The sequence below is a fragment of the Pseudomonas sp. NPDC088885 genome, from assembly GCF_044750025.1.
GTDB lineage: Bacteria > Pseudomonadota > Gammaproteobacteria > Pseudomonadales > Pseudomonadaceae > Aquipseudomonas > Aquipseudomonas rustica.
The window spans coordinates 19,908-42,478 of sequence record NZ_JBIVJB010000022.1 but is presented as its reverse complement, the minus strand read 5'-3'; the positions used below and the strand labels follow the sequence as shown (position 1 = coordinate 42,478).

Annotated in this window: 23 protein-coding genes; 15 read left to right on the top strand and 8 right to left on the bottom strand. The window is 59.6% G+C overall.

The window, feature by feature from the left end; genetic code table 11:
• Nucleotides 1-135: 135 nt before the first annotated feature.
• Complete coding sequence (locus ACIP1X_RS12295; RefSeq protein ID WP_400752352.1) at nucleotides 136-702, bottom strand: chorismate mutase; 567 nt, start codon at nucleotides 700-702, stop codon at nucleotides 136-138.
• A 170-nt stretch (nucleotides 703-872) separates the two neighbouring features.
• Here ACIP1X_RS12295 and ACIP1X_RS12290 point away from each other — a divergent pair, with 170 nt between their 5' ends.
• The 4 genes from ACIP1X_RS12290 (at nucleotide 873) to ACIP1X_RS12275 (ending at nucleotide 5,020) form a co-directional block, all read left to right on the top strand.
• The gene (locus ACIP1X_RS12290; protein ID WP_053121529.1) at nucleotides 873-2,231 is read left to right on the top strand and encodes an MATE family efflux transporter; all 1,359 of its coding nucleotides are present in this window, start codon (nucleotides 873-875) and stop codon (nucleotides 2,229-2,231) included.
• Nucleotides 2,232-2,539: 308 nt separating this feature from the next.
• Entirely contained in the window at nucleotides 2,540-3,544 is a 1,005-nt protein-coding gene (locus ACIP1X_RS12285; RefSeq protein ID WP_400752349.1) for an acyltransferase family protein, read from the top strand.
• Nucleotides 3,545-3,616: 72 nt separating this feature from the next.
• Entirely contained in the window at nucleotides 3,617-4,174 is a 558-nt protein-coding gene (locus ACIP1X_RS12280; RefSeq protein ID WP_400752347.1) for a YceI family protein, read from the top strand.
• A 159-nt stretch (nucleotides 4,175-4,333) separates the two neighbouring features.
• Entirely contained in the window at nucleotides 4,334-5,020 is a 687-nt protein-coding gene (locus ACIP1X_RS12275; RefSeq protein WP_053121525.1) for a GNAT family N-acetyltransferase, read from the top strand.
• Here ACIP1X_RS12275 and ACIP1X_RS12270 read toward each other — a convergent pair.
• Nucleotides 5,017-5,643, bottom strand: a complete 627-nt coding sequence (locus tag ACIP1X_RS12270) for a TetR/AcrR family transcriptional regulator (RefSeq protein WP_400752345.1) — start codon at nucleotides 5,641-5,643, stop codon at nucleotides 5,017-5,019. The genes ACIP1X_RS12275 and ACIP1X_RS12270 overlap by 4 nt on opposite strands.
• Nucleotides 5,644-5,728: 85 nt before the next feature.
• Here ACIP1X_RS12270 and ACIP1X_RS12265 point away from each other — a divergent pair, with 85 nt between their 5' ends.
• Complete coding sequence (locus ACIP1X_RS12265; protein WP_400752342.1) at nucleotides 5,729-6,316, top strand: NAD(P)H-dependent oxidoreductase; 588 nt, start codon at nucleotides 5,729-5,731, stop codon at nucleotides 6,314-6,316.
• 96 nt (nucleotides 6,317-6,412) lie between these two features.
• Here the strand turns inward: ACIP1X_RS12265 and ACIP1X_RS12260 are convergent, their stop codons facing one another.
• Nucleotides 6,413-7,531 (bottom strand): P1 family peptidase, encoded by a 1,119-nt coding sequence (locus tag ACIP1X_RS12260; protein ID WP_400752339.1) that lies wholly within the window; start codon nucleotides 7,529-7,531, stop codon nucleotides 6,413-6,415.
• Nucleotides 7,532-7,835: 304 nt separating this feature from the next.
• Between ACIP1X_RS12260 and ACIP1X_RS12255 the strand changes: the two genes are divergently transcribed.
• Complete coding sequence (locus ACIP1X_RS12255; RefSeq protein ID WP_400752337.1) at nucleotides 7,836-8,615, top strand: LuxR C-terminal-related transcriptional regulator; 780 nt, start codon at nucleotides 7,836-7,838, stop codon at nucleotides 8,613-8,615.
• Between the two features lie 120 nt (nucleotides 8,616-8,735).
• Here ACIP1X_RS12255 and ACIP1X_RS12250 read toward each other — a convergent pair whose 3' ends face one another.
• Nucleotides 8,736-9,677 (bottom strand): class I SAM-dependent methyltransferase, encoded by a 942-nt coding sequence (locus ACIP1X_RS12250; RefSeq protein WP_400752335.1) that lies wholly within the window; start codon nucleotides 9,675-9,677, stop codon nucleotides 8,736-8,738.
• 199 nt (nucleotides 9,678-9,876) lie between these two features.
• Between ACIP1X_RS12250 and ACIP1X_RS12245 the strand changes: the two genes are divergently transcribed.
• Both ACIP1X_RS12245 and ACIP1X_RS12240 read left to right on the top strand, forming a co-directional pair.
• Nucleotides 9,877-10,290, top strand: coding sequence for a response regulator (locus ACIP1X_RS12245; protein WP_053121513.1), 414 nt, complete (start codon nucleotides 9,877-9,879; stop codon nucleotides 10,288-10,290).
• 56 nt (nucleotides 10,291-10,346) lie between these two features.
• Nucleotides 10,347-11,012: an HAD family hydrolase gene (locus ACIP1X_RS12240; RefSeq protein ID WP_400752332.1), complete on the top strand. Its 666-nt coding sequence runs from the start codon at nucleotides 10,347-10,349 to the stop codon at nucleotides 11,010-11,012.
• 127 nt (nucleotides 11,013-11,139) lie between these two features.
• Here ACIP1X_RS12240 and ACIP1X_RS12235 read toward each other — a convergent pair whose 3' ends face one another.
• Entirely contained in the window at nucleotides 11,140-11,799 is a 660-nt protein-coding gene (locus tag ACIP1X_RS12235; protein ID WP_282359347.1) for an isoprenylcysteine carboxylmethyltransferase family protein, read from the bottom strand.
• A gap of 205 nt (nucleotides 11,800-12,004) precedes the next feature.
• Complete coding sequence (locus ACIP1X_RS12230; protein ID WP_400752410.1) at nucleotides 12,005-12,952, bottom strand: LysR substrate-binding domain-containing protein; 948 nt, start codon at nucleotides 12,950-12,952, stop codon at nucleotides 12,005-12,007.
• Nucleotides 12,953-13,064: 112 nt separating this feature from the next.
• Here ACIP1X_RS12230 and ACIP1X_RS12225 point away from each other — a divergent pair, with 112 nt between their 5' ends.
• The 3 genes from ACIP1X_RS12225 to ACIP1X_RS12215 are packed head-to-tail and all read left to right on the top strand — an operon-like array spanning nucleotide 13,065 to nucleotide 15,315.
• Nucleotides 13,065-14,087 carry an aldo/keto reductase gene (locus ACIP1X_RS12225; RefSeq protein WP_400752330.1) on the top strand — a complete coding sequence of 341 codons (1,023 nt, stop codon included), beginning with the start codon at nucleotides 13,065-13,067 and terminating at the stop codon, nucleotides 14,085-14,087.
• Nucleotides 14,084-14,881 carry an SDR family NAD(P)-dependent oxidoreductase gene (locus tag ACIP1X_RS12220; protein ID WP_400752327.1) on the top strand — a complete coding sequence of 266 codons (798 nt, stop codon included), beginning with the start codon at nucleotides 14,084-14,086 and terminating at the stop codon, nucleotides 14,879-14,881. Before ACIP1X_RS12225 ends, ACIP1X_RS12220 begins: the two co-directional genes overlap by 4 nt.
• Nucleotides 14,882-14,904: 23 nt before the next feature.
• On the top strand, nucleotides 14,905-15,315 hold the full coding sequence (locus tag ACIP1X_RS12215) for an SRPBCC family protein (protein WP_400752325.1): 411 nt from the start codon (nucleotides 14,905-14,907) through the stop codon (nucleotides 15,313-15,315).
• Between the two features lie 536 nt (nucleotides 15,316-15,851).
• Here ACIP1X_RS12215 and ACIP1X_RS12210 read toward each other — a convergent pair.
• Both ACIP1X_RS12210 and ACIP1X_RS12205 read right to left on the bottom strand, forming a co-directional pair.
• The gene (locus tag ACIP1X_RS12210) at nucleotides 15,852-17,246 is read right to left on the bottom strand and encodes a sensor histidine kinase (protein WP_400752323.1); all 1,395 of its coding nucleotides are present in this window, start codon (nucleotides 17,244-17,246) and stop codon (nucleotides 15,852-15,854) included.
• Nucleotides 17,224-17,907, bottom strand: coding sequence for a response regulator transcription factor (locus ACIP1X_RS12205; RefSeq protein ID WP_212544654.1), 684 nt, complete (start codon nucleotides 17,905-17,907; stop codon nucleotides 17,224-17,226). The genes ACIP1X_RS12210 and ACIP1X_RS12205 overlap by 23 nt, the downstream gene beginning before the upstream one ends.
• A 309-nt stretch (nucleotides 17,908-18,216) precedes the next feature.
• Between ACIP1X_RS12205 and ACIP1X_RS12200 the strand changes: the two genes are divergently transcribed.
• The 4 genes from ACIP1X_RS12200 (at nucleotide 18,217) to hcnC (ending at nucleotide 22,505) form a co-directional block, all read left to right on the top strand.
• Nucleotides 18,217-19,149 carry a hypothetical protein gene (locus tag ACIP1X_RS12200; protein ID WP_400752320.1) on the top strand — a complete coding sequence of 311 codons (933 nt, stop codon included), beginning with the start codon at nucleotides 18,217-18,219 and terminating at the stop codon, nucleotides 19,147-19,149.
• A gap of 383 nt (nucleotides 19,150-19,532) precedes the next feature.
• The gene (locus ACIP1X_RS12195; protein WP_400752317.1) at nucleotides 19,533-19,847 is read left to right on the top strand and encodes a (2Fe-2S)-binding protein; all 315 of its coding nucleotides are present in this window, start codon (nucleotides 19,533-19,535) and stop codon (nucleotides 19,845-19,847) included.
• Nucleotides 19,844-21,253 (top strand): cyanide-forming glycine dehydrogenase subunit HcnB, encoded by a 1,410-nt coding sequence (hcnB, locus tag ACIP1X_RS12190; protein ID WP_400752316.1) that lies wholly within the window; start codon nucleotides 19,844-19,846, stop codon nucleotides 21,251-21,253. The genes ACIP1X_RS12195 and hcnB overlap by 4 nt, the downstream gene beginning before the upstream one ends.
• Nucleotides 21,246-22,505, top strand: coding sequence for a cyanide-forming glycine dehydrogenase subunit HcnC (gene hcnC / locus ACIP1X_RS12185; RefSeq protein WP_400752313.1), 1,260 nt, complete (start codon nucleotides 21,246-21,248; stop codon nucleotides 22,503-22,505). Before hcnB ends, hcnC begins: the two co-directional genes overlap by 8 nt.
• Nucleotides 22,506-22,571 lie beyond the last annotated feature (66 nt).

Below are 22,571 nucleotides of genomic sequence, written 5' to 3'. Positions count from 1 at the left end.
GATTCTGTTTTGAAGTTGTGGCCGGATGGTATGCGCAATGATCGACCGACCGCCAGTCGTCACTTGCGCCAGGATTTGTCAGACCCGTCGCTGACCCTTGTAGGAGCTGCCGCAGGTTGCGATCTTTTGACTTTATTACCTCGCCGCCCGCACACACAATTCACCGGTGCTCCGCATCAACGCCAACTCATGCAGCGCATCCTGCGCCAACCCCTTGCGCGCCTCCGCCAGCCAGCTCGAACAATTCGGATCCCGACGGTAAGGCGCGAAATCAGCGTACTGGTGCAACAATCGGCTCTGCAGCTCATCCAGTCGCGGCCGAATCTGCTTGCCCAGATCCGGGCGTGCAGTGTCCGGCGCCACACCCGCCGCTTGCCATTGTGCGAGCAAACCGTACTGCACCAGTTTATTGGCCTCCATTTGCGCAGCAATCAATTGCGCCACGTCTTCAGCATCGAGTTTGCGCTCGGCGGCCAGCGTGCGCGCATTGGCAATCACCTGCGCTTCACGCGCGCTGTCCTGAATCGGCTTGCCGCTGTCCCACTTGGTCAGCGCTACCAGATCGCCGATGTTCAGGCGCTCGTTCAACGTCATCAACAACGGCTTCAAGGCTTCGGGAGCAGCGCTGGGCGTGGCGGCGCAAGCGCTGCCGGCGAGAAGAACGAGGAGGGCGCTGGTCAGCAGATTTGGAACGTGCGGCATGAGCAAAATCTCAATCACGAACAATGGGTGGAGTGTTGTTTACCACAGACTCCGGCATCGCTTCAGGGCGAAATTAAACACGAAGCTTAAATGTTAATTGCGCCCCGCCGACAACTCATCGAAGCTATCCTCCTTAAGCCTTCCTGCCGTCGAGATGGACCTCCTGCCCCATGCAAACCCCAGCCGTCACCAAACCCCTCTGGCAAACGTATTTGTTGTTCCTCGCCCCGATGGTGTTGTCGAATTTTCTGCAGTCGATGTCGGGCACGGTGAACAGCATTTACATCGGCCAGATGCTCGGCACCCAGGCGCTGGCGGCGGTGTCGGGGATGTTTCCGATCATCTTCTTCTTTATCGCGCTGGTCATCGGCCTTGGTGCGGGCGCGGGCGTGTTGATCGGTCAGGCGTGGGGCGCGCGCGAGCCGCACATGGTTAAAGCCATCGCCGGCGCAACGTTGTTGCTGGGTGTGCTGATTGGTTTGATCGCGGCGGTGCTCGGCAGTGTGTTCGCGCGGCAGGCGTTGACCGGATTGGGCACGCCGGCGGATGTGCTGGACGATGCGGTGGCCTACGCGCACGTGATGATGTGGATTCTGCCGTCGATGTTGGTGTTTGTGCTGTTCACCCAGTTGCTACGTGGGGTGAGTGACACGTTGTCGCCGCTGCTGGCGCTGATCGTCTCGACCAGTGTGGGTCTGGCGCTGACCCCGGCGTTGATTCGCGGCTGGTTTGGCCTGCCGCAACTGGGCATTCAAAGTGCGGCGTACGCGGGCCTCGCCGGTAACCTCGCGGCGATGGCGTGGCTGGCGTGGCGCTTGATCCGCAAGGGCCATCCGCTGGCGCCGGATCGGGAGTTTTTTGCGGCGCTGCGGCTCAACGGTGCAATCCTCGGCAAGGTGCTGCGCATCGGCCTGCCGACCGGCGTGCAGATGATTGTTCTGTCGTTGTCGGAACTGGTGATTCTGGCGCTGGTGAACCAGCACGGTTCGCAGGCGACGGCGGCATATGGCGCGGTGACGCAGATCGTCAACTACGTGCAGTTTCCGGCGTTGTCGATTGCGATCACTGCGTCGATTCTGGGCGCACAGGCGATTGGTGCCGGGCGTCTGGAGCGCATGGCGCCGATTCTGCGCACGGGTCTGCTGATCAACGTGTGCCTGACCGGTGGTTTGATTGTGCTGGGTTACCTGCTGTCGCACTGGTTGCTTGGCTTGTTCCTGACCGAAGACTCGACCCGGGCGATGGCCGAGCATCTGCTGCACATCATGCTCTGGAGCCTGCTGGTGTTTGGCTTCCAGGCGATCATCGGCGGGATCATGCGCGCCAGTGGCACAGTGCTGGTGCCGGTAATCATTGCGATTATTTGTGTGGTCGGCGTGCAGTTGCCAGCGGCGTACTGGCTTGATGGCCAGTACGGTTTGCAGGGTGTGTGGATGGCGTTTCCGGTGGCGTATCTGGGGATGCTGGTGTTGCAGACGCTGTATTACAAACTGGTGTGGAAGCATCAGAAGATCGAGCGGATGGTTTGATCCTGATGCTCGGTTGACGGGTCTCGCGCCTTCGCGAGCAAGCCCGCTCCCACAGGGATTTTGGTTTTGTCCGAGATTCTGTGCAGGGCATGGCAACCTGTGGGAGCCGGGCTTGCCCGCGAAGGCGTGGTCACATTCAACATCATTGCCGCAGATATACCGCTTTCGCGAGCAAGCTCGCTCCCACAGGGTGGAGAGATGAACGAGAGCAAGGGTTGTCCTGTGGGGTCAGCCTTTTTGTTACTGGCAATGTCAGGGAAAGCATCGTAGCTTACGCGCCATAAATATAAGGACGTTCGAGGGTGTAAGTGGGAGCTTTTCGACTGCTGTTGGCTGTTCTGGTAGCCGTTTCACATATGGGCAAGACGTTCGCGGGGCTCAACCCCGGTGTGGTCGCCGTGATTTCCTTTCTGATCATCAGCGGCTTCGTGATGACTTCGCTGATCGAGCGCAACTATAAAACCACGGCCAGCGTCGGGCGGTTTTATCTGGACCGGGCGCTCAGGCTTTATCCGCAATTTCTGCTGTATTTCCTCGCTTCCTGTGCAGTGATTGACTGGCTGCTGCCCGGCACGCCGCAGGCGGCCGAGTTGACGATTGAAAACATTCTCACCAGCCTGATGATGCTGCCGCTAGGCTTCTATATGTTCGGCTTCGGCAGCAGCTGGATTCTCCCGGCCGGATGGTCGCTGGGACTTGAGCTGTGCTTCTACCTGGTGTTCCCGTTTCTGCTGATTTTCAAGCTGCGCGGTGTGGCGTTTGTACTGTCGGTCGGTGTTTTCCTGGTGGCGTGTTTCGGTTACATCAACACCGATGTCTACGGCTATCGCCTGCTGCCGGGGGTCATGTTCATCTTTCTGTGCGGCAGCTATTTGTATCGCCCGCAGGCCAAAGGGTTGCTCGTCGCCGGGCTGACCACCGTGGCGGCCAGCGTGTTGTTTGTGGCGATCATGACCGGCGTGATTACGCGCCATCCGTTCAATGCTGAGGTCACACTGGGCATCGCGCTGGGGATTCCGGCGGTGTTGGTGCTCACGCGATTCAAGTATCACCGCGTCGACGAATTGCTCGGCAATATCAGCTATGGCGTGTTTCTCAACCATTTTGTGGTGATGTACTTGCTGCGCGGGTTCTGGCCGGTGGCGTATGACGCGCAGATGGTTACAGTGGTTCTGGTTCTCGCGTTCGGCTTGAGCGGCGTGTCGTATTACTTCGTCGAAAAACCGATATTGGCACTGCGTCACAAGCTACGCGCGGGTTTGAAAACTACGGCGGCGCCCTCGCAGGGCAGCGGCGCAATCGAAAGCACCTGAGGTGGCATAACCGGCGGATGTTTGCTTAAGTCAATCGAGGCCCTCGACGGTAAGCGCTGCCCGGAGAATCCCATGTCGATCCGATTGCTGCTCGCTGCCGCGCTTTGCCTGTGCGCCGTGCCGATTGCGCAGGCGGTTGAATACAACCGGGTCAACACGACCGCCAGTCAGATCAGCTTCACCTATAACCAGATGGGCTCGCGGATGTACGGCACGTTCGGCAAGTTCGAGGCGACGCTGAGCTTTGATTCCGACAATCTCGCCAATGCCCATGCCACGCTGCACATCGACCTCACCAGCATCGATGCCGGCAGCGAAGACGCCAATACCGAACTGGTGAAACCGGCGTGGTTCGACACGGAAAAATTCCCCGTCGCTGTGTTCGAATCGAGCCATTTCACCCAGGTGGCCGAAAACCGCTATCTGATTGCCGGCCAGCTCACCCTCAAAGGCATTACCCGCGACGTGCAGGTGCCGGTTGAATTGAAGCCGGAGAACGCCATCGGCATTTTTGACGGTGAGCTGCTGCTCAAGCGCGACGAGTTTGGGCTCGGCGCGGGGGAGTGGGCGGACACGGTGGTGTCGAAGGACATCGCGATCAAAATCAAAGTGGTGGCGCCGCAGCAGTAATACCCCGATTTTCCCAATGTAGGAGCTGCCGAAGGCTGCGATCTTTTGATCCTGTTTTTAAAAGACAAGATCAAAAGATCGCAGCCTTCGGCAGCTCCTACAGGGGTTGGCGCAGGGACAAGGTATGATGTCGCGGTTTTCTGCCGGAGTTCAGCTGCCATGCCTCGCATCACCCACTACAAATCCCCATGCCCCGAAGGCGTCAACAGCCAGATTCTGCAAATGGTCGTCGACTACCTGACCGACATCAGCGCGGTTGGCCTGGGCCCGAGCAACCTGCTGTACAACGTGTATCAGTACGCGGTGGGCTACGAGGTGCATTTGTATCTGGAAGCGTTGAATGGCGACAAGGGCACCGAAGTCGAGTTGCTGGTGGCGACCGCCGATGAAGATCCGGAACAGGTGATCGGTTTCCTTTTGTACCTGCCGGTGCAGGGCGACTGGGAAGCGTGCAGCGTCGCCTACATGGCGGTGCGCGAAGGGCACCGGCGGCAAGGCGTGGCGCGGGCGATGATCGGCGAAATGCTCGGCCGTTATCCGCATGCGGAGCTGGGCTGCACCGTCGGCAAAGTCCCGTATTTCGAAGCGCTGGGCTTTGAGGTGATCGGCTCGCGTGAAACTCAAGTGCTGATGAGCACCCGGCATTACCGCAGCAACGGCTTGCGCGGTTTCATCGACACCACGCCGATTTACCGCTCACTGGAAGTGCAGCAGATTCACACGTATCTGCTACAGAAAAACAGCAAGCGCGCGATGCTCGATGCCGAGAAGCAGCGCGATCGCCATCTGGATCAAACCACTCGCCACACGGAAGAATTTGTCCGTCAGCGACTGACCCTGCACTAGAGCCTGACAGCGGCGCGTTCGACCATTGCGATGATGGTTGCGAACAACTCGTTGATCGCGTCCTCGGCGCTGATTTCACCGTTGGCGGCAGCGTGCGACAGCGCTTCGGCGGCGCCGAGCATTGCACGCAAAGCGGCTGCGGTAATCAGTCCACCATTAGCGTAGGGCGCCAGGTCGCGGCGGCACTTTTCGAGGAAGATCGCCTCGTACTCCCGCTTGATTTTCTCCAGTTCCGGAGTGCTCGCCAGCGCGGCGATGATCCCCGGAATCTCCGTTCCCTGAAACATCACACAATCGACATACGCCTTGGCAATCACTGAGGCGGTGCCGACGAGTGTCGGCTCGCATTCGGCGATCGCGGCGTCCATCACCACGGTCTGGCGTGCATCGAAATCGCGGTACAACGCCGCAAGCAAACCGGCGCGGGTGACGAAATGGTCGTAGACCACGGGTTTGGTCACGCCGGCCTTTTCGGCGAGATAGCCGAGGGTCAGCGCATCGGTGCCCTCGGCGCGGATGATCTGCCAGGCGACATCGAGCAACTGGCGCAGGCGATCCTCACGGGAAAGGCGTTTGCGCGGTTGCGCGGGGGAATTCTGTTCGGTCAGTTGATCAGTTGACATGGTTTATATACCAAAGGTAACTTAGGCTTCGTAACTTACCAAGAGTATATAGGCCTTGGTCAGCCCCACCACCCGGAGAATTGCCATGCACGCATTGATTGTTGTTGCTCATCACGATCCGCGCTCACTGACCCACAGCGTTGCCACACAAATTGCTGCCGGCCTGACCGAGGCCGATCCGGCCAACACCTTCGAGATCGCTGATCTTTACGCTGAAGGTTTCGAACCGCGTTTCGGCGCAGCGGATTTTGCCGTGCATCATCGCGAGGCCTCGCCGCCGGGGGATGTGCTGGCGGAACAGGCACGCATTGATCGCGCCGATGCGTTGGTGCTGGTCTATCCGGTGTATTGGTGGTCGATGCCGGCACTGCTCAAGGGCTGGATTGATCGGGTATTCAGCAATGGCTGGGCGTTCGATTTTGCGGGTGACTTGAAGCATGGGAAGTTGCTGCAGCGTTTGCGCGTGCACCTTGTACAACTCGCCGGGGCGGACGAACGCACCTATGAACGCCACGGTTACGGTGCGGCGATGAAGTCGCAGATTGAACACGGGATTTTCGATTACAGCGGGGCGACGGTGCTGAGCTCGACGTTGCTGCCGGAGTCAGAATTGCGCGAGCCGCAGGTGCAACTGCAAATAGCCCGCGAACTCGGCACAAAAATGTTCACATAACCCCTCTAGGAGCTGCCGAAGGCTGCGATCTTTTGATCTTGAAAAACAACATCAAAAGATCGCAGCCTTCGGCAGCTCCTACAGGGATTTGTGGGGTTATCGCGAGCCGGGCCAGCCTGCCTTTTCGAGGGCCGCGAGCAAGGTTTGTGCGTCCAGCCCCTGAACCGAATGGCCATTGCCTTCAGTGCTCTCGCTGGCCAGCAAGGCATTAATGATCGCTTCCTCAACCGCCTCGGTGGCGGCCAGAAACAGCTCGCTGATGTGATCGTTATTGACCATCCGCAAGCCATCACACGTCGCCGCACCTTTGCCTTCATAAGCCGCCGGCGGCACGTGATCGTTACCTGTGGCGAAAGCGATAAAGATGTCGCCACTGTGATCCTCATTGCCGCCACCGGTGCGCGCCAGACCGAGGCTCGCCCGTTGCGCCAAACGCGTGCATTGATGCGGCAACAGCGGCGCATCGGTGGCCAGGCAAACCACGATCGAACCCATACCAGGATGCGGCAATGCGGCGCGCAAAAACGGTGAGTCTTTCTGTTCCATAAAGCGCCCAACCGGGTAACCGTCGACCCGCAATTCGTTGCGAATGCCGTGGTTGGCCTGGACGATCGCGCCCACCGTCCAGCCGCCTTGCGCAGCACTCAATCGCCGCGACGAAGTGCCGATGCCGCCCTTGAATTCATGGCAGATCATGCCGCTGCCACCGCCGACCGCGCCTTCCACAACCGGGCCGTCGACCGCGTTGTGCAGGGCTTCGGCGACATGTTCAGGTTTGACGTGGAAGCCGTTGATGTCATTGAGCAACCCGTCGTAAGTCTCCAGCACCACCGGCATGTTCCAGTAGAGACGGCCATCGTCCGGTTGCTGCTGACGATCCAGCACAATCAGCGCATCGCGCACCACGCCGAGGCTGTGGGTATTGGTGAAGGCGATTGGACTGGTCAACAAGCCCGCCTCGCGAATCCACTCAAGACCGCTGGCGTCACCGTTGCCATTGAGCACATGCACGCCAGCGAAACACGGTTGCTGGTTGGTCGAACCCTGACGCGGTTCGATCAGGGTGACGCCAGTGAAAATGTCACGACCGGCCGTGCTTTTACCGCGCACGTTGCTGTGGCCGACACGCACACCGGGCACGTCGGTGATCGCATTGAGCGGGCCGGGCAGCATCTGGCCAATGCGGATGTTGAGGTCACGGGCACGAGGTTTCATTGATTTCTGTCTCTCCATAAAAATATTGAGCCGATCACCAAACCCTGTGGGAGCGGGCTTGCTCGCGAAAGCGTCCGCTCAGCCAACGCAGGTGTCACCTGACACGACGCCTTCGCGAGCAAGCCCGCTCCCACAGGGATTTGCGGTGTTTCACTTTCTGGATCACCGGTTGATATCCCTCCGATGACCCCGCATGATTCGGCACTTCTGGCCAATGCGGCCGGTGTTGATCAAGTGCGGTCAGCCTATCGATCCGATCGCGCCTGACCCATTCCCATCATGGGTTACACAAAAGGGGTAGAGCGTGGACGCGTTGTTGCAGGAATTGCCTGTGCATCAAAGTCTGGCGCGGGTCTTCACCTGTGTCGGGCAGGACGGATTCTGGCGGGCGCTGGTCGATACCTTGCGCCTGCTGGTGCCGATGGATAACGCCTTGGTCGCGATGATGAAGGCGGGCCAAGCGCCGCAATTGCTGATTGATATCGACAGCAAGGGCGCTGTCGAAGAACAGGAAAACCTCGCCGATTACACCGCCGGCATGTACTTGCTGGATCCGTTTTATCAGGCCGCTTCGGCGGGACTTGTTGATGGCTTGCACAGCCTGGCGTCGGTGGCGCCTGACCAGTTTTTGCAGAGCGAGTACTACCAGAGCTACTTCCGCTCGGTGGTGGGCGCGGATGAGTTGCAATTCATGATCAACGTCGATGGCAGCGTGTTGGGCTTATCGATGGGCCGTTCGACGCCGTTCGAAATGGCCGAGCAGGGCCGGCTGCTGTGTGTGCGCGACTGGGTGCTGGCAGCGATGCGCCGGCATGTGCAGCTATTGCCGCCGCAAGGGGCGGTTGCTGAAGTGCTGGTCGGCGATCTGGCGACGTTGCTGGATCGCTTCGATGCGCGGCTGACGGTGCGCGAAAACGACACGGCGCGGCTGATCTTGCAGGGTTTCTCGAGTAAGGCGATCGCCCAGCAGATGGGGATTTCGCCGGAAACGGTGAAAGTGCATCGGCGCAATCTCTATCAAAAGCTCAATGTCACCGGACATGGTGAGTTGTTCGCACTGGTGCTGCGCCCACCAACTCTTTGACCCCACAATTCCCCCTGTGGGAGCGGGCTTGCTCGCGAAAGCGGTGTGTCAGTTAATTAGATGTTGGCTGACCCACCGCTTTCGCGAGCAAGCCCGCTCCCACAGGGGATGTGTGGTGTGTCAGGAAGTGCGTTTGAAGACCAGGGCTTTCAGGCCGCTTTCGGGATCGATGTCGGGAAATTCCGGCGGGTTCTGCAGCCGCTGTTCAAAGCGCAAACTCGGCGCCTCCTGCGTCACGCCATCAATCAAAAAGTCCGAACCAAACGCCGGGTCATTCATGCAGGCCAGCACCGTGCCGTCCGCCGTCAGCAACTCCGGCAGACGCCGCAACACGCGCTGATAATCCTTGGTCAGCAAAAAACTGCCTTTCTGAAACGACGGCGGGTCGATGATCACCAGATCGTAAGGGCCGCTGTTGATCACCTTGCCCCAGGACTTGAACAGGTCGTGGCCGAGGAAGCTGACTTTGCCGGTGTCATGGCCATTCAAACGGTGATTGTCGCGACCACGGCTGAGCGCGGCGCGGGACATGTCCAGATTGACCACATGGCTGGCGCCACCCTCAATGGCCGCCACGGAGAAACCGCAGGTGTAGGCGAACAGGTTCAGCACGCGCTTGCCGTCGGACTGTTCGCGCACCCAGTTGCGCCCGTAACGCATGTCGAGAAACAGCCCGGCGTTCTGCTTGCGGCCCAGGTCGACGCGGTATTGCAGGCCGCCTTCGACGATGGTCATTTCATCGATCTCATCGCCCAACAGCCATTCGGCGGTGCTCTGCGGCAGATAACGGTGCTGGATCAGCAACGTGTGCGCTTTGGACTGCTGCCATTCGGCCGAAGCGGTGATGTCGAGCAACACACGCTTGAGATCTTCCAGTTGCTCCGGCGCCGGCTCCTTGAACAGCGACACCAGCACCACGCCTTGCAGCCAGTCCACCGTGACCTGTTCCAGACCCGGCCAGCAACGCCCGCGCCCATGAAACAAGCGACGGGTTTCGCCCGGTGCGCTGGCGAGTGCCGGCAGCAAATGGGCGTGGAGGGTGGCGAGGGCTTCAGGGTTCATCGGTCACGGTCGGCAAGCAAATGGGCCGGCATTTTAACCACAATTACGCCACTTCGAACGTTTGTCTCAGGATTGCCAATCCGACCATTTGGAAAACTCCTGTATCAAAAATGAATTTCTACAGAACGCGCTGCTCATACCAGATAAGCAGCGGATTCAAGCCGCTAAATCGTTAATGCTATTCAGGGAGTGCAGTTTCATGTGCCCATCACCAACGGCGGACGCGCACCTTCCTGGCGGGTTGATTCTGGTAGTTGAGGATGATCCGTTGATTCTGGAGTTTCTTTGCGAAATTCTTCAGGAGGAAGGTTTCAAGGTCGAGCCGCATAGCAGCGCCGACGCAGCCAAGTTATATCTGGACGAGCACGCGCCGGAAGTGAATCTATTGCTGACCGACATCACCATGCCCGGCACCCTCAACGGCGCCGATCTGGCCAACCTGGTCGGCGATCGCTGGCCGGACAAACCGGTGATGGTCATGTCCGGTTATGAAACGCCGGAGACGTCTGGGGTCAAGCACTCGGTCGCGTTCATCAAGAAACCCTGGGCGATCGGCCAGTTGCTCGATTGCGTCGAGAGTGCCTTCAAGTCCAAGGCTCCGCGTCTGCACTGACAAGTGCTACATTGCCGGGCAAATTTGCCCGGCCCCTTGCCAGAGGATGCGACCCTTTGTCTGCTCACAATGATCTTTTCGATCGCGCGTTCGGCGCGTTCCTGTTCGACATGGACGGCACCGTCCTCAACTCCATCGCCGCCGCCGAGCGGATCTGGTCTGCCTGGGCCGTGCGCCATGGCGTCGATGTCGAGGCGTTTCTGCCGACCATTCATGGCGCGCGGGCGATCGACACGATCAATCGCCTGAACCTGCCGGGCGTGGACGCGGAGGCACAAGCGGCGTTTATTACCGCAGCAGAGATTGATGATGTTGAAGGCATTGTCGAGATTCCCGGGGCGGCGGCGTTTCTCAATCAATTGCCAAAGGATCGTTGGGCCATGGTGACGTCGGCTCCGCGCGATCTGGCATTGCGGCGGATGGCGGCGGCGGGGATTCCCGAGCCTGCGGTGATGATTACGGCTGAGGATGTGAAGGCGGGCAAGCCGGATCCGGCGGGTTACTTGCTGGCGGCTCAACGCTTGGGCCTTCAACCGGTGGATTGTCTGATTTTCGAAGACGCTGCCGTTGGGATTCAAGCCGCTGAAGCGGCGGGCGCGTCGTTGATGATCATCACCACGACGCATCAACATCCGCTTGAAACCGAGCACGCGACGCTGGCCAGTTACGATGCGATCACCGTCAAAGTCGACAACGGCCAGCTACACCTAAAAAACTCCTGACACCCTACAAATCCCCTGTGGGAGCGGGCTTGCTCGCGAATGCGGTACATCAGATATGAAAATATCGACTGATACTCCGCTTTCGCGAGCAAGCCCGCTCCCACAGGGGTTAATCGTTGTTCTTGGGTCAGTAGACACCCGGCAGTAGGCGCCAGCTGCGCGTGCAATAAGCATCGTACTCGGCGCCAAACTGCCCGCGCAGCAGCGCCTCTTCTGAATGAATACGCGCAATCAACGGGATCAACGTCAGCGCCGCCAGCAACAACCCGACACTCGAGCGAAACGCCAGCGCCCATCCCAGCGCATTCACCACCAACCCCAGATAACTCGGGTTGCGCAGGTGCTGATAAATCCCATCCGTGACCAACCGATGCCCCGGCTGAATCGCCACCAACCCGCTGAATCGGTGGCCCAAGACAAACACCGGCCACAAGCGCAGCGCCCCGCCAATGATGAACAACAACGCGCCAAGCCAGCGCACACCTTCGCCGCCAAACGTCCAGAAATTCAGCCGATCGCAGTACGCGGGTAGAAAACCGCTGAGCAAACCAATCACGCCAAACGCCGGAAGCACCCAGCGATTGGCGCGATCCTCGCGTTCGCCGGAGCTCAGGTTGACCTCGGTAAACATCGACGCGATCACCATCGCCACAGTGGCCAGCGCCACCACCACCAGCGAGCCGTGGGAAAAGAACATCCCCACGCCACCAATGCCCCACACCGCCAGGCCCAGATAGGCGAGGGTGGCGAGCACGGCGACTACGGTCATTTGCGCTGACATTCTCATGGCGTTCTCACGGCGGCATACACACTCTTGCAGTGTAGATCCCCGTAGGAGCTGCCGAAGGCTGCGATCTTTTGATCCTGTTCTTTTAAAAACAAGATCAAAAGATCGCAGCCTTCGGCAGCTCCTACAGGGATTTGCGGTGCACACAGAATTTGCGTACGCCACCAACCCCTGTGGGAGCGAGCCTGCTCGCGAATGCGGTGGTTCAGTCAATATTGCCGGTAACTGGCAGACCGCTTTCGCGAGCAGGCTCGCTCCCACAAGGGACAGGTTGTGCGGCGGTGAGGACTTTGCGGAAGGTTTCCACCAACGGCCGCAAATTGATCCGGTGCCACGCCGCCCACAACGGTGTGGTAAACGCCAGCCAAGGCACCTCACGCAGCACGACCCCGGGAGGCGCGTTATGGCTCAGGCCTTTCTGAATCATCGCAATCCCCAGCCCCGATGCCACCAGCCCCAGCGCGGTGAACGGCTCAGTCGCCTGCATGCGCACATCCGGCGTAAAACCCGCTCGGATGCACGCGCTAACGAATTCATCACTCGCATCCTGACGTGGCTGCACGCCGATCCATTCCTGATCCGCCAGATCCTGCGGACTCAACACCGCCTGCTGCGTCAGCGGATGCTGTTCCGGCAGCGCCAGCAGCATCGGGTCATCCAGCACCTGAAAACCCAGCAGATCCGGGTCGTCATCGGTCGGCGGCTCACTCACCAATGCGATATCGAGACTACGCTGACGCAGGCCTTCGAGTTGCTCGGCGGAACTCAGGTTGTACAGCGCGACGTGGACATTCGGCCGATCGACCCGCAACACACGCAGGGCATTGGGCAAAACCCCGGCGTGCATGGCGTTCTCGATATAGCCGATGCACAAACCGCCTTCTTCGCCACGACCCAAGCGTTTACCGAGGGATTCGAGGCGATTGGCGTGCGTAAGCAGTGCGCGTGTTTCGGCGAGAAAGGTCTGGCCATCGCGGGTCAGCCGTATGCGCTGCTGGCTGCGTTCGAACAGCGTCAAGCCGAGGCGCTCTTCAAGCTGAGCGATCTGCCGGCTCAGCGGCGATTGGGAAATGTGCAGCCGTTCGGCGGCGCGGCCGACGTGTTCTTCCTCGGCGACGGCGACGAAGTAGCGCAATTGGCGGATGTCGATCATGTAAGACCTATAGGGACTCAAGTGCTGCTCATTATGTCTTGGACGGTCTCGGTGTCGCAATCTAGGATCTGCTCAACGGTCACGCAGACCACCAACGAATGAGGACAATCCGATGAGCTTGAAAGACAAACTGCCCGGCCAACTGGGCTTCGGCACCGCACCACTGGGCAACATGTTCCGCGCCATTCCCGAAGCAGAAGCGCAGGCCACTGTGCACGCCGCATGGGATGCCGGCGTGCGTTACTTCGACACCGCACCGTTTTACGGCTCGGGCCTGTCGGAAATTCGCCTCGGCGAAGCCTTGAAGCAATACAAGCGCGACGACTATGTGCTGAGCAGCAAGGTTGGCCGGGTGATTCTTGATGAAGTCGAAGACGCTGCAGCCCGCGATCTCGGCGAAAAAAGCGGCGTGTTCGAACACGGTCGCCCGAACAAAATCGTTAACGACTACAGCGCCGACGCGACCCTGCGCTCGATTGAAGACAGCCTCAAACGCCTGCAAACCGATCGCCTCGACATCGTCTGGGTGCACGACATCGCTCAGGACTTTTACGGCGATCAATGGCTGGAATACTTCAATCAGGCCCGTACTGGCGCGTTCAAAGTGCTGACCCGTTTGCGCGAAGAAGGCGTGATCAATGGCTGGGGCCTGGGCGTGAACAAAGTCGAACCGTGCGAGTTGACCCTCGATCTGACCGAAGCGCAGCCTGATGGCTTTCTGTTGGCCGGGCGTTACACGCTGCTTGATCACGAACGTCCGTTGCAACGCTTGATGGACTCGGCGCTGGCGCAGAACGTCGAAATCGTCGTCGGCGGCCCTTACAGCTCGGGCATTCTGGCCGGTGGTTCGCACTTCGAATACCAGAAGGCCAGCCCGGATGTGATCGCCAAAGTTGAACAGATCAAACGCATCGCCGCCGCTTACAACGTTGATGTAAAAGCCGCCGCGCTGCAATTTTCGCTGGCCAACCCCGCCGTTGCTGCGGTGATTCCCGGCGCGAGCAAACCCGGCCGCATCGCTGAAGATGTCGCGGCGTTGTCGGCGGTGATTCCTGCCGGATTCTGGCAGGCCATGCGTGAGGCAAAACTGGTTTCTGAACGTGCACCATTACCCATCGATGAGGTGAAAGCATGAAGATTGATCTGAGTGGAAAACTGGCCATCGTCAGCGGCAGCACCGCTGGGATCGGTCTGGGCATCAGCCAGTCGCTGGCGGAAGCCGGCGCCACCGTGGTGGTGATCGGCCGCGACAGCGGCAAGGTCGAGCAGGCGTTGGCGAGCATTCGAGAAAAAGTGCCGGGCGCGCAATTGCGCGGTCTGGCGGCCGACCTCGGCACGGCGGAGGGCGCGCAGACACTGTTCGCCGCCGAACCGCGCGCGGACATTCTGGTGAATAACCTTGGCATCTTCGACGCCGTGGATTTTTTCGAAGCGCCGGACAGCGAGTGGACGCGTTTCTATGAGGTCAACGTGATTTCCGGCGTACGCCTGGCGCGGTATTACGTGCCAGCGATGGTCGAGCAGGGCTGGGGGCGGGTGATCTTTCTGTCCTCGGAATCCGGGGTGGCGACGCCGGCCGACATGATCAATTATGGCGTGACGAAAAGCGCCAACCTCGCGGTGTCCCACGGTTTGGCCAAGCGCTTGGCGGGCACTGGTGTGACGGTGAACGCGATTTTGCCGGGGCCGACGTTCACCGATGGCCTGCAAGACATGCTCAAGGATGCCGCCGCCGAGTCTGGCCGCAACTTGCGCGATGAGGCCGACGCCTTTGTGCTCAAGGCCCGCCCGACCTCGATCATCCAGCGTGTTGCCGATGTGGAAGAGGTCGCGCACCTGGTGACTTACATTGCTTCGCCCCTGTCCTCGGCTACCACGGGCGCTGCGTTGCGCGTCGATGGCGGCGTGGTCGACAGCCTGACTATTTGAATTCTTGAGAGAGACGTTTATCCATGGCATCTGCATCTGCACATATCGACATCCCGGCCTCGGCCGATCAGGTCTGGCAATTGATCGGCGGCTTCAACACGCTGCCGGACTGGCTGCCGTTCATTCCCAAAAGTGAACTGAGCGACGGCGGCCGTGTTCGCACCTTGCAAACCGCTGACGGCGCCGTGGTTATCGAACGCCTGCAAGCGTTCGATAACGCCGCCAAGACCTACAGTTACTCGATCGAGCAGGCACCGTTTCCGGCAACCGATTATCTGGCAACGATCAAGGTTGAAGCCCAGGGGCAGGGCGCACGGGTGACGTGGTCAGGGCGCTTCACCGCCAAAGGCGTGAGCGATGACGAAGTGGTGGCGCTGTTCACCGGCATCTACCAGGGCGGCCTCGAAGCCCTCCGGGCCAACTACCCAACTTAACCCTCCCCAAAATCCCTGTAGGAGCCGAGCTTGCTCGCGATAGCGGAGGATCAAACGATACATTTGTTGCCTGACACACCGCTTTCGCGAGCAAGCTCAGCTCCTACACTGATTTGTGGTGTGCCCGGGATTTTGTGTACAGCCGAGAACCCTGTAGGAGTCGAGCCTGCTCGCGAATGCGGAGGGTCAGACGATACATTTATTGCCTGACACAGCGCTTTCGCGAGCAAGCCCGCTCCCACATGGATCGCAGGTGTGCCCCGGATTATGTGTACAGCCGAGATCCCTGTAGGAGCCGAGCTTGCTCGCGAAAGCGGTGGGTCAGTCGATACATTTGTTGCCTGACACACCGCTTTCGCGAGCAAGCTCAGCTCCTACATTGATTTGTGGTGTGCACGGGATTTTTTGTGCGACTAAGAACCCTGTAGGAGCCGAGCTTGCTCGCGATAGCGGTGGATCAGACGATACATTTGTTGCCTGACACACCGCTTTCGCGAGCAGGCTCACTCCCACATTGATTGCATTCCAAATGGACGTCAGGAATTAGTGATCAGGCTCTGCCGGCAGTCGAGCACCAGTTTCGCGCCGCCGAGGTCGCTGGTGCCGACTTCAAGGTTGAAGCCATGCAAGCTGACAATCGCCGCGACGATCGACAGCCCCAATCCGAACCCGCTCTGCGGCTGCCCACCCTCGGTGCGATAGAAGCGCTGGAACACCGCCTCACGCTCTGACTCGGCAATCCCCGGCCCCGAATCGTGCACTTCGATGCGCGTATGCCCTGCGTCATTCACACCGCGCAAAACCACAGTTCCGCCCGCCGGCGTGAACTTGATCGAGTTGCTCAACAGGTTCGCCAGCGCCTCAAATAACAGCGCCCGATCACCGTTCAATGCAGGCAAGGTTTCTGGCATGTTCAGCTCGAAACGCAGCTCATCTTCTTCAGCCAGCGGCAGATAAAACTCATGCAATTCCTGCAGCAGTTGCACCGGATCCAGCTCGACAAAACCGGAGCGGCGCTGGCGATCTTCCAGTTCGGAAATCCGCAACAAACCACGAAACCGCGCCATCAGCGTGTCCGCCTCAGCCAACACCAGATCCAGTTGCGCTGCTTCCTGCGAGCCTTCACCCGCCTGTTGCTGCATGCGATACAACTGCGCGCGCAAGCGGGTCAACGGTGTGCGCAAGTCATGGGCGATGTTGTCGCAAACCCCTTTGACCTCATTCATCAGCCGCTCGATGCGTTCAAGCATGGCGTTGACGATGGCGGCGAGCATGTCCAGTTCATCGCGGCGATTGGACAGTGGCAGGCGATGGGTCAAGTCGCCCGCGACGATCGCCTGAGCGCTGTCCTGAATCGCTCTGATCCGCCGCAAAGGTCGGCGTCGCAGCAAGTGCCAACCGGCGATCCCCGGCAGAATCGTGAATGACACCCCCCAGAACAACGCATGCAGAATGATCCGCGTCACCGCGAACAGCGAACCGTTATCGCGCAGCAGCACCAGCCAGCGGCCGTCGCGGGTCTGCGTGGCGACGGCATCGCAACTGTCGTTGGGCAGGGTCGGATCATCGGAGCCGGCGCAGTCGGCGAGCATGTGAATCTTGCCGTCCAGCGGCAGACCTTCGGGGATTTGTTGCAGTGCGCCGCCAAGGTAGCGGCCTTCGACGTCGAACAGGCCATAAGCGTCGATGCCACGAATGTCGAAGGTCATGCTCGCGGCGAGGGCGTCTTCCAATTGTTCGCCGCGAAAGTGCGAGAACAGATGCTGACGTTGCATCAGCGAATGCTTGGCGAGGTTATCGAGGTAGCTGGACACCTCGTAATACATGACCCCCATGAGGATCGCGCTCCAGGCCACGAACAACGAACTGTACAGCGCCAGCAAGCGGCTGCTGGAAGAGCGCCAACCGTCAGACGGGTTCGGCAATGACATAACCGGAGCCCCGTACCGTGCGGATCAGTGGAACATTGCCCACCGCGTCGATTTTCTTGCGCAAGCGGCCGATGTGCACGTCGATCAGGTTGGTGCCCGGGTCGAAGTGATAACCCCAGACTTCCTCGAAAATCATCATCCGCGAGAGGATCTGGCCGCTGTTGCGCATCAGAAACTCGAGCAATTTATATTCGGTCGGCAGCAGCGTCAGCACTTGTTCGGCGCGGCGTGCTTCGTGGCTGATCAAATCCAGCTCAAGGTCGGCGACTTGCAACGTGGTCGGTGGCGTATCGGCGCTGCTCTGGCGGCGCAACAGCACTTCAACCCGCGCGGCCATCTCATCGGTGGCGAACGGTTTGGTCAGGTAGTCATCACCACCGGCGCGCAAACCGCGCACGCGTTCATCGACATCGGAGAGGGCGCTGATCATCAGAATCGGTGTCGATACGCCCATGGTGCGCAGCGTGGTGACGATGGCCAGACCATCCAGTTCGGGCAGCATGCGATCGAGGGTGATCAGGTCGTAGTTACCGCTGACGGCACGGTCCAGGCCTTCTCGGCCATTGTCGACCCAATCCACGTCCAGGCCATGGCTGCTCAGTTCGGCAACGATTTCCCGGGCGGTCACGGCGTCGTCTTCGATGGTCAAAATGCGAGTCATGGGCAGGCCTGCTGATCGGTTGAAACGGAATGGCAGCATTTTGCCAAGATTTTTGCCTGACGCTTTAAATTAACTTTCATGTAAGGGCTGTCAGAAACGCAGATTCGCTTGCTGCGGGTCAATGCAGACTAATGCATAAAACCCGCTGTAATTCACAGCTTGTTGCAATTTGCATGGTCTTAGGAAGTTCATTCTTTATAACTGATTGAAAATAAACGATTTATTTAATCTCTGTATCTGGCACGGTCGCTGCAATTCCTCTCTCGAACGAGTTGTAACACCATTTTTCATGCCTGGAGCAGAACAACAATGAATAGATCCTCTGATGGGTTTTATCCTGCCTTTGAAGGAGATTCGAGCAACGTCTCAGGGGTGTCCTGGGGCGCGATCTTCGCTGGCGCGGCGGCGGCTGCGGCATTGTCGTTGATCCTTGTACTGCTCGGTTTCGGTTTGGGTTTCTCCGCTGTTTCACCGTGGGCCGGGGAGGGCGTAAGTGCCAAGGGCCTGGGTATTTCAACGATTGTCTGGCTGGCGGCGACGCAAATTATCGCTTCCGGCATGGGCGGCTATGTGGCCGGGCGTCTGCGCGTCAAGTGGGCGAACATGCACGGTGACGAGGTGTACTTCCGCGACACCGCGCACGGTTTCCTCGCCTGGTGTGTGGCAACGTTGGTCACCGCAACATTGGTGGTCGGCTCGGTCAGCAGTATTGTCAGCGGCGGTGTACAGGCCGGTGCCAGCGTTGCGGGCGGTGCCGCCAGTGCCATGACCCAAGCGGCCGGTACTGCAGCCGCGACCACTGACAGCAACCAGTACGGCTACTTCATCGACAGCCTGTTCCGCGATGACCGTCCGGCTTCGGTCAGCGATGACGCTGCCCATGGCGCCGTGGCCCGCATCTTTGCGCAAAGCCTGGCCAACGGTCAGTTGAGTGCCGAGGATCGTACCTACCTCGCGCAACTGGTCGCTCAACGTACTAACTTGTCGCAGGCTGATGCCGAGCGCCGTGTAGACGAAGTCTACGCCCGCACTCAGAAAGCCATCGCTGATGCCAAAGTCAAAGCCCAGCAAGCTGCCGACACCGCTGCCAAAGTCGCTGCCTGGACTTCGCTGTGGATGTTCATCGCGCTCCTGGCCGGTGCCTTCTTCGCCAGCCTCGCGGCCACCTTCGGCGGTCGTCGTCGCGATGCGGTCGAGTACGTTGAAGTCGATACCTACACCACGACCACTCCAGTCCGTTAAACAAGGAGCATCACCATGCGCTCACTTCTGCTGTTTTTCCTCGGCGTCCCGATCCCGATCATCATCCTGATCGCCCTGTTCGTACACTGATCTATTGGGGCTTATGCCTCGGCCGCTTGCACCTTCGGGTGCAAGCGGCTTTTTCGTTTCCGGATAAATCACCGCGCAAGCGATCTGGATCAATATTTCCCTCTGGAATATTCACTAACGTATTTGATCCAGGCCTTTGCTGGTGCATGAGCTACAGTGCTTCACGCGCATGTACTGCGCTGACGAAGTAGCCGAAACGACGCTCGAATCAAACGTAGTGAACACGTCGACACGCTGTAGTGCAGCAAGGAGCTGACGCAAGACTCCCCTGAACTTTTCACGGATGAACCGCAATGCACTGCCTAGAAAGATCCTTCGATATCCAGCCCTTGGCGCAGGCGGATATGACCGTCCACATCAACGGCCAAGCAGTCCACGCCGCCATCGGCGAAACCGTCCTCAGCGTCATTCAAGCCCTCGGCATGCGCCAGATCGCACGCAACGATCACAACCAGATCAGCGGCGCCTACTGCGGCATGGGCGTGTGTCAGTGCTGTCTGGTGAGAATCAACGGCCGGCACAAACGCCGCGCCTGCCAGACCGTGGTTCGCGACGGCATGCAGATTGAAACCCAGGTCAACCGCATCAACGCGCAGGAGGTCGTATGAACCTGCATCCGGTGATTGTTGGCGGTGGCCCGGCGGGCATGGCAGCGGCGATTGAACTGGCGCGCCACGGTGTGCGTTGCACGGTGCTGGAAGAGGCGTCGCGCCTCGGTGGCGTGGTCTATCGTGGCCCCTTGCGTGACGGCGTACAGCTTGATTACCTGGGCCCGCGCTATTCCGAGGCACTGGGCAAACTGCACGGTGAATTTCAGGAATACGCCGAGTTGATTGATGTGCGTCTCAACCATCGGGTGGTCGGCGCCGAAGGTACTCGCGCGCTGGTGGTGCTTGATGGCGACGAGCAACTGCACGAAATCGAATACCCGCAGTTGTTGTTGGCGGCCGGTTGTCACGAACGCAGTGTGCCGTTTCCCGGCTGGACCCTGCCGGGGGTGATTCTGCTCGGCGGTCTGCAGCTGCAAATCAAGAGCGGCGTGGTCAAACCGCGAGGGCCGGTGATCATCGCCGGTACCGGGCCGCTGCTGCCCTTGGTGGCTACGCAACTGCACGCATCCGGCGTCAAAGTCGCGGGTGTTTACGAGGCCTGTGCGTTCGGCAAGATCGCCCGCGAGAGTCTGGCGCTGCTGAACAAGCCGCAGCTGTTCCTCGATGGCTTGAGCATGCTGGCCTACCTGAAACTGCACGGCATCCCGATGAACTACGGCTGGGGCGTGGTCGAAGCCCACGGCGAGGGCGAGCTCAAAAGCGTCAGCGTCGCACCGTACTCGGCCACTTGGGAGCCGGACATGGCCCGCGTCGAGCGTTTCGAAGCGCAGACACTGGCCGTCGGTTACGGCTTTATTCCACGTACTCAGCTCAGTCAGCAAATGGGCCTGGATCACGGCTTCAGTGACGATGGATATTTGCGCGCGCACTCGAATATCTGGCAGCAAAGCAATCAGCCTCACGTGCATCTGGCCGGCGACATGGGCGGGATTCGCGGCGGTGAAGCGGCGATGCTCGCCGGCAAAATTGCCGCCACGTCGATCCTCCTGCAACGCGGCGTCTTCGAAGAGGAACTGGCGCAGATTCGCCGCGACCGCTTTCTGAGCAAACTCAAAGCCATTGTGCGGTTTCGCGCGGCGGTCGATCGCTACACCGAACGCGGGGTTGGCCAAACGGCATTGCCCGCGGCCGACACGGTGATCTGCCGCTGCGAACACGCCACCCGTGCCGACATAGATCTGGCGCTAGAGCAAGGCGTGCAAGACATCGCCAGTCTGAAAATGCGCACCCGCGTGAGCATGGGCGATTGTCAGGGGCGCATGTGCGTCGGCTATTGCAGCGACCGTTTGCGCCAGGCCACCGGACGTAAGGATGTCGGCTGGCTGCGCCCGCGTTTCCCGATTGATCCGATTCCCTTTTCCGCGTTTCAGTCCGTCGGCACGGAGGCCGTTTCCCATGAGTAAGTTCTACGACGTGATCATCGCCGGTGGTGGCGTGATCGGCGCGTCCTGCGCCTATCAATTATCAAAACGCAAAAATCTTAAAGTCGCCCTGATCGACGCCAAGCGCCCGGGCAACGCGACGCGTGCTTCGGCCGGCGGTTTGTGGGCGATCGGCGAGTCGGTGGGCCTAGGGTGCGGGGTGATCTTTTTTCGCATGATGTCGGCCAACCGCAAGCGCGAAACCCAAGGCGCCGCTGTTGCAGTCGACTCGAGCACGCCGCACATTTTGCCGCCGTCATTCTTCGACTTCGCCTTGCAATCCAACGCGCTGTACCCGGCGCTGCACCGTGAGTTGAAGGACAACCACGGGATGGATTTCAAGTTCGAAAAAACCGGGTTGAAATTCGTTATCTATGACGATGAGGATCGGTTGTACGCCGAGCATATCGTCGGCTGCATTCCGCATCTGGCCGATCAAGTGCGCTGGCTTGATCAAGCCGAGTTGCGCGCGGCTGAACCGAGTGTCAGCCACGAAGCACGCGGGGCGCTGGAATTCCTTTGCGACCATCAGGTCAGCCCGTTCCGTCTCGCCGATGCCTACACCGAAGGTGCGCGGCAGAACGGCGTCGATATCTACGTCAACACTAACGTGACCGGTGTGTTGCATCACGGTTCGCGGGTGACCGGCGTGCAAACCGCGGAAGAAGGCGTGTTCCACTGCAAAACCCTGATCAACGCGGGCGGTGCCTGGGCGGCAGATTTGAGCGAGTGGGCGACCGGCATCCGTATTCCGGTAAAACCGGTGAAGGGCCAGATTCTGCTGACCGAACGCATGCCGAAAATCCTCAACGGCTGCCTGACCACCAGTGATTGCTACGTGGCGCAAAAGGACAACGGCGAAATCCTGATCGGCAGCACCACCGAAGACAAAGGCTTCGACGTCACCACCACCTATCCGGAAATTGCCGGGCTGGTGCAGGGCGCGGTGCGCTGTTTGCCAGAGCTCAAGGATGTGAACCTGAAACGCACATGGGCGGGATTGCGCCCGGGTTCGCCGGATGAGTTGCCGATTCTGGGGCCGATGCGCGGCGTGCAAGGGTATTTGAATGCCTGCGGACACTTCCGCACCGGGATTCTGACCTCGGCGATTACCGGCGTATTGCTGGACAAACTGGTCAACGATGAGCCGTTGCCGCTGGACATCACGCCGTTTCTGGCGGATCGCTTTGAAGCCGCGCCGGTCAAGCAAGTACAGGAGCTGGAGTTGGCTTAAGCCAACACCAATCCAAAATGTGGGAGCGGGCTTGCTCGCGAAAAGGGAGTGTCAGTGCACCTATCT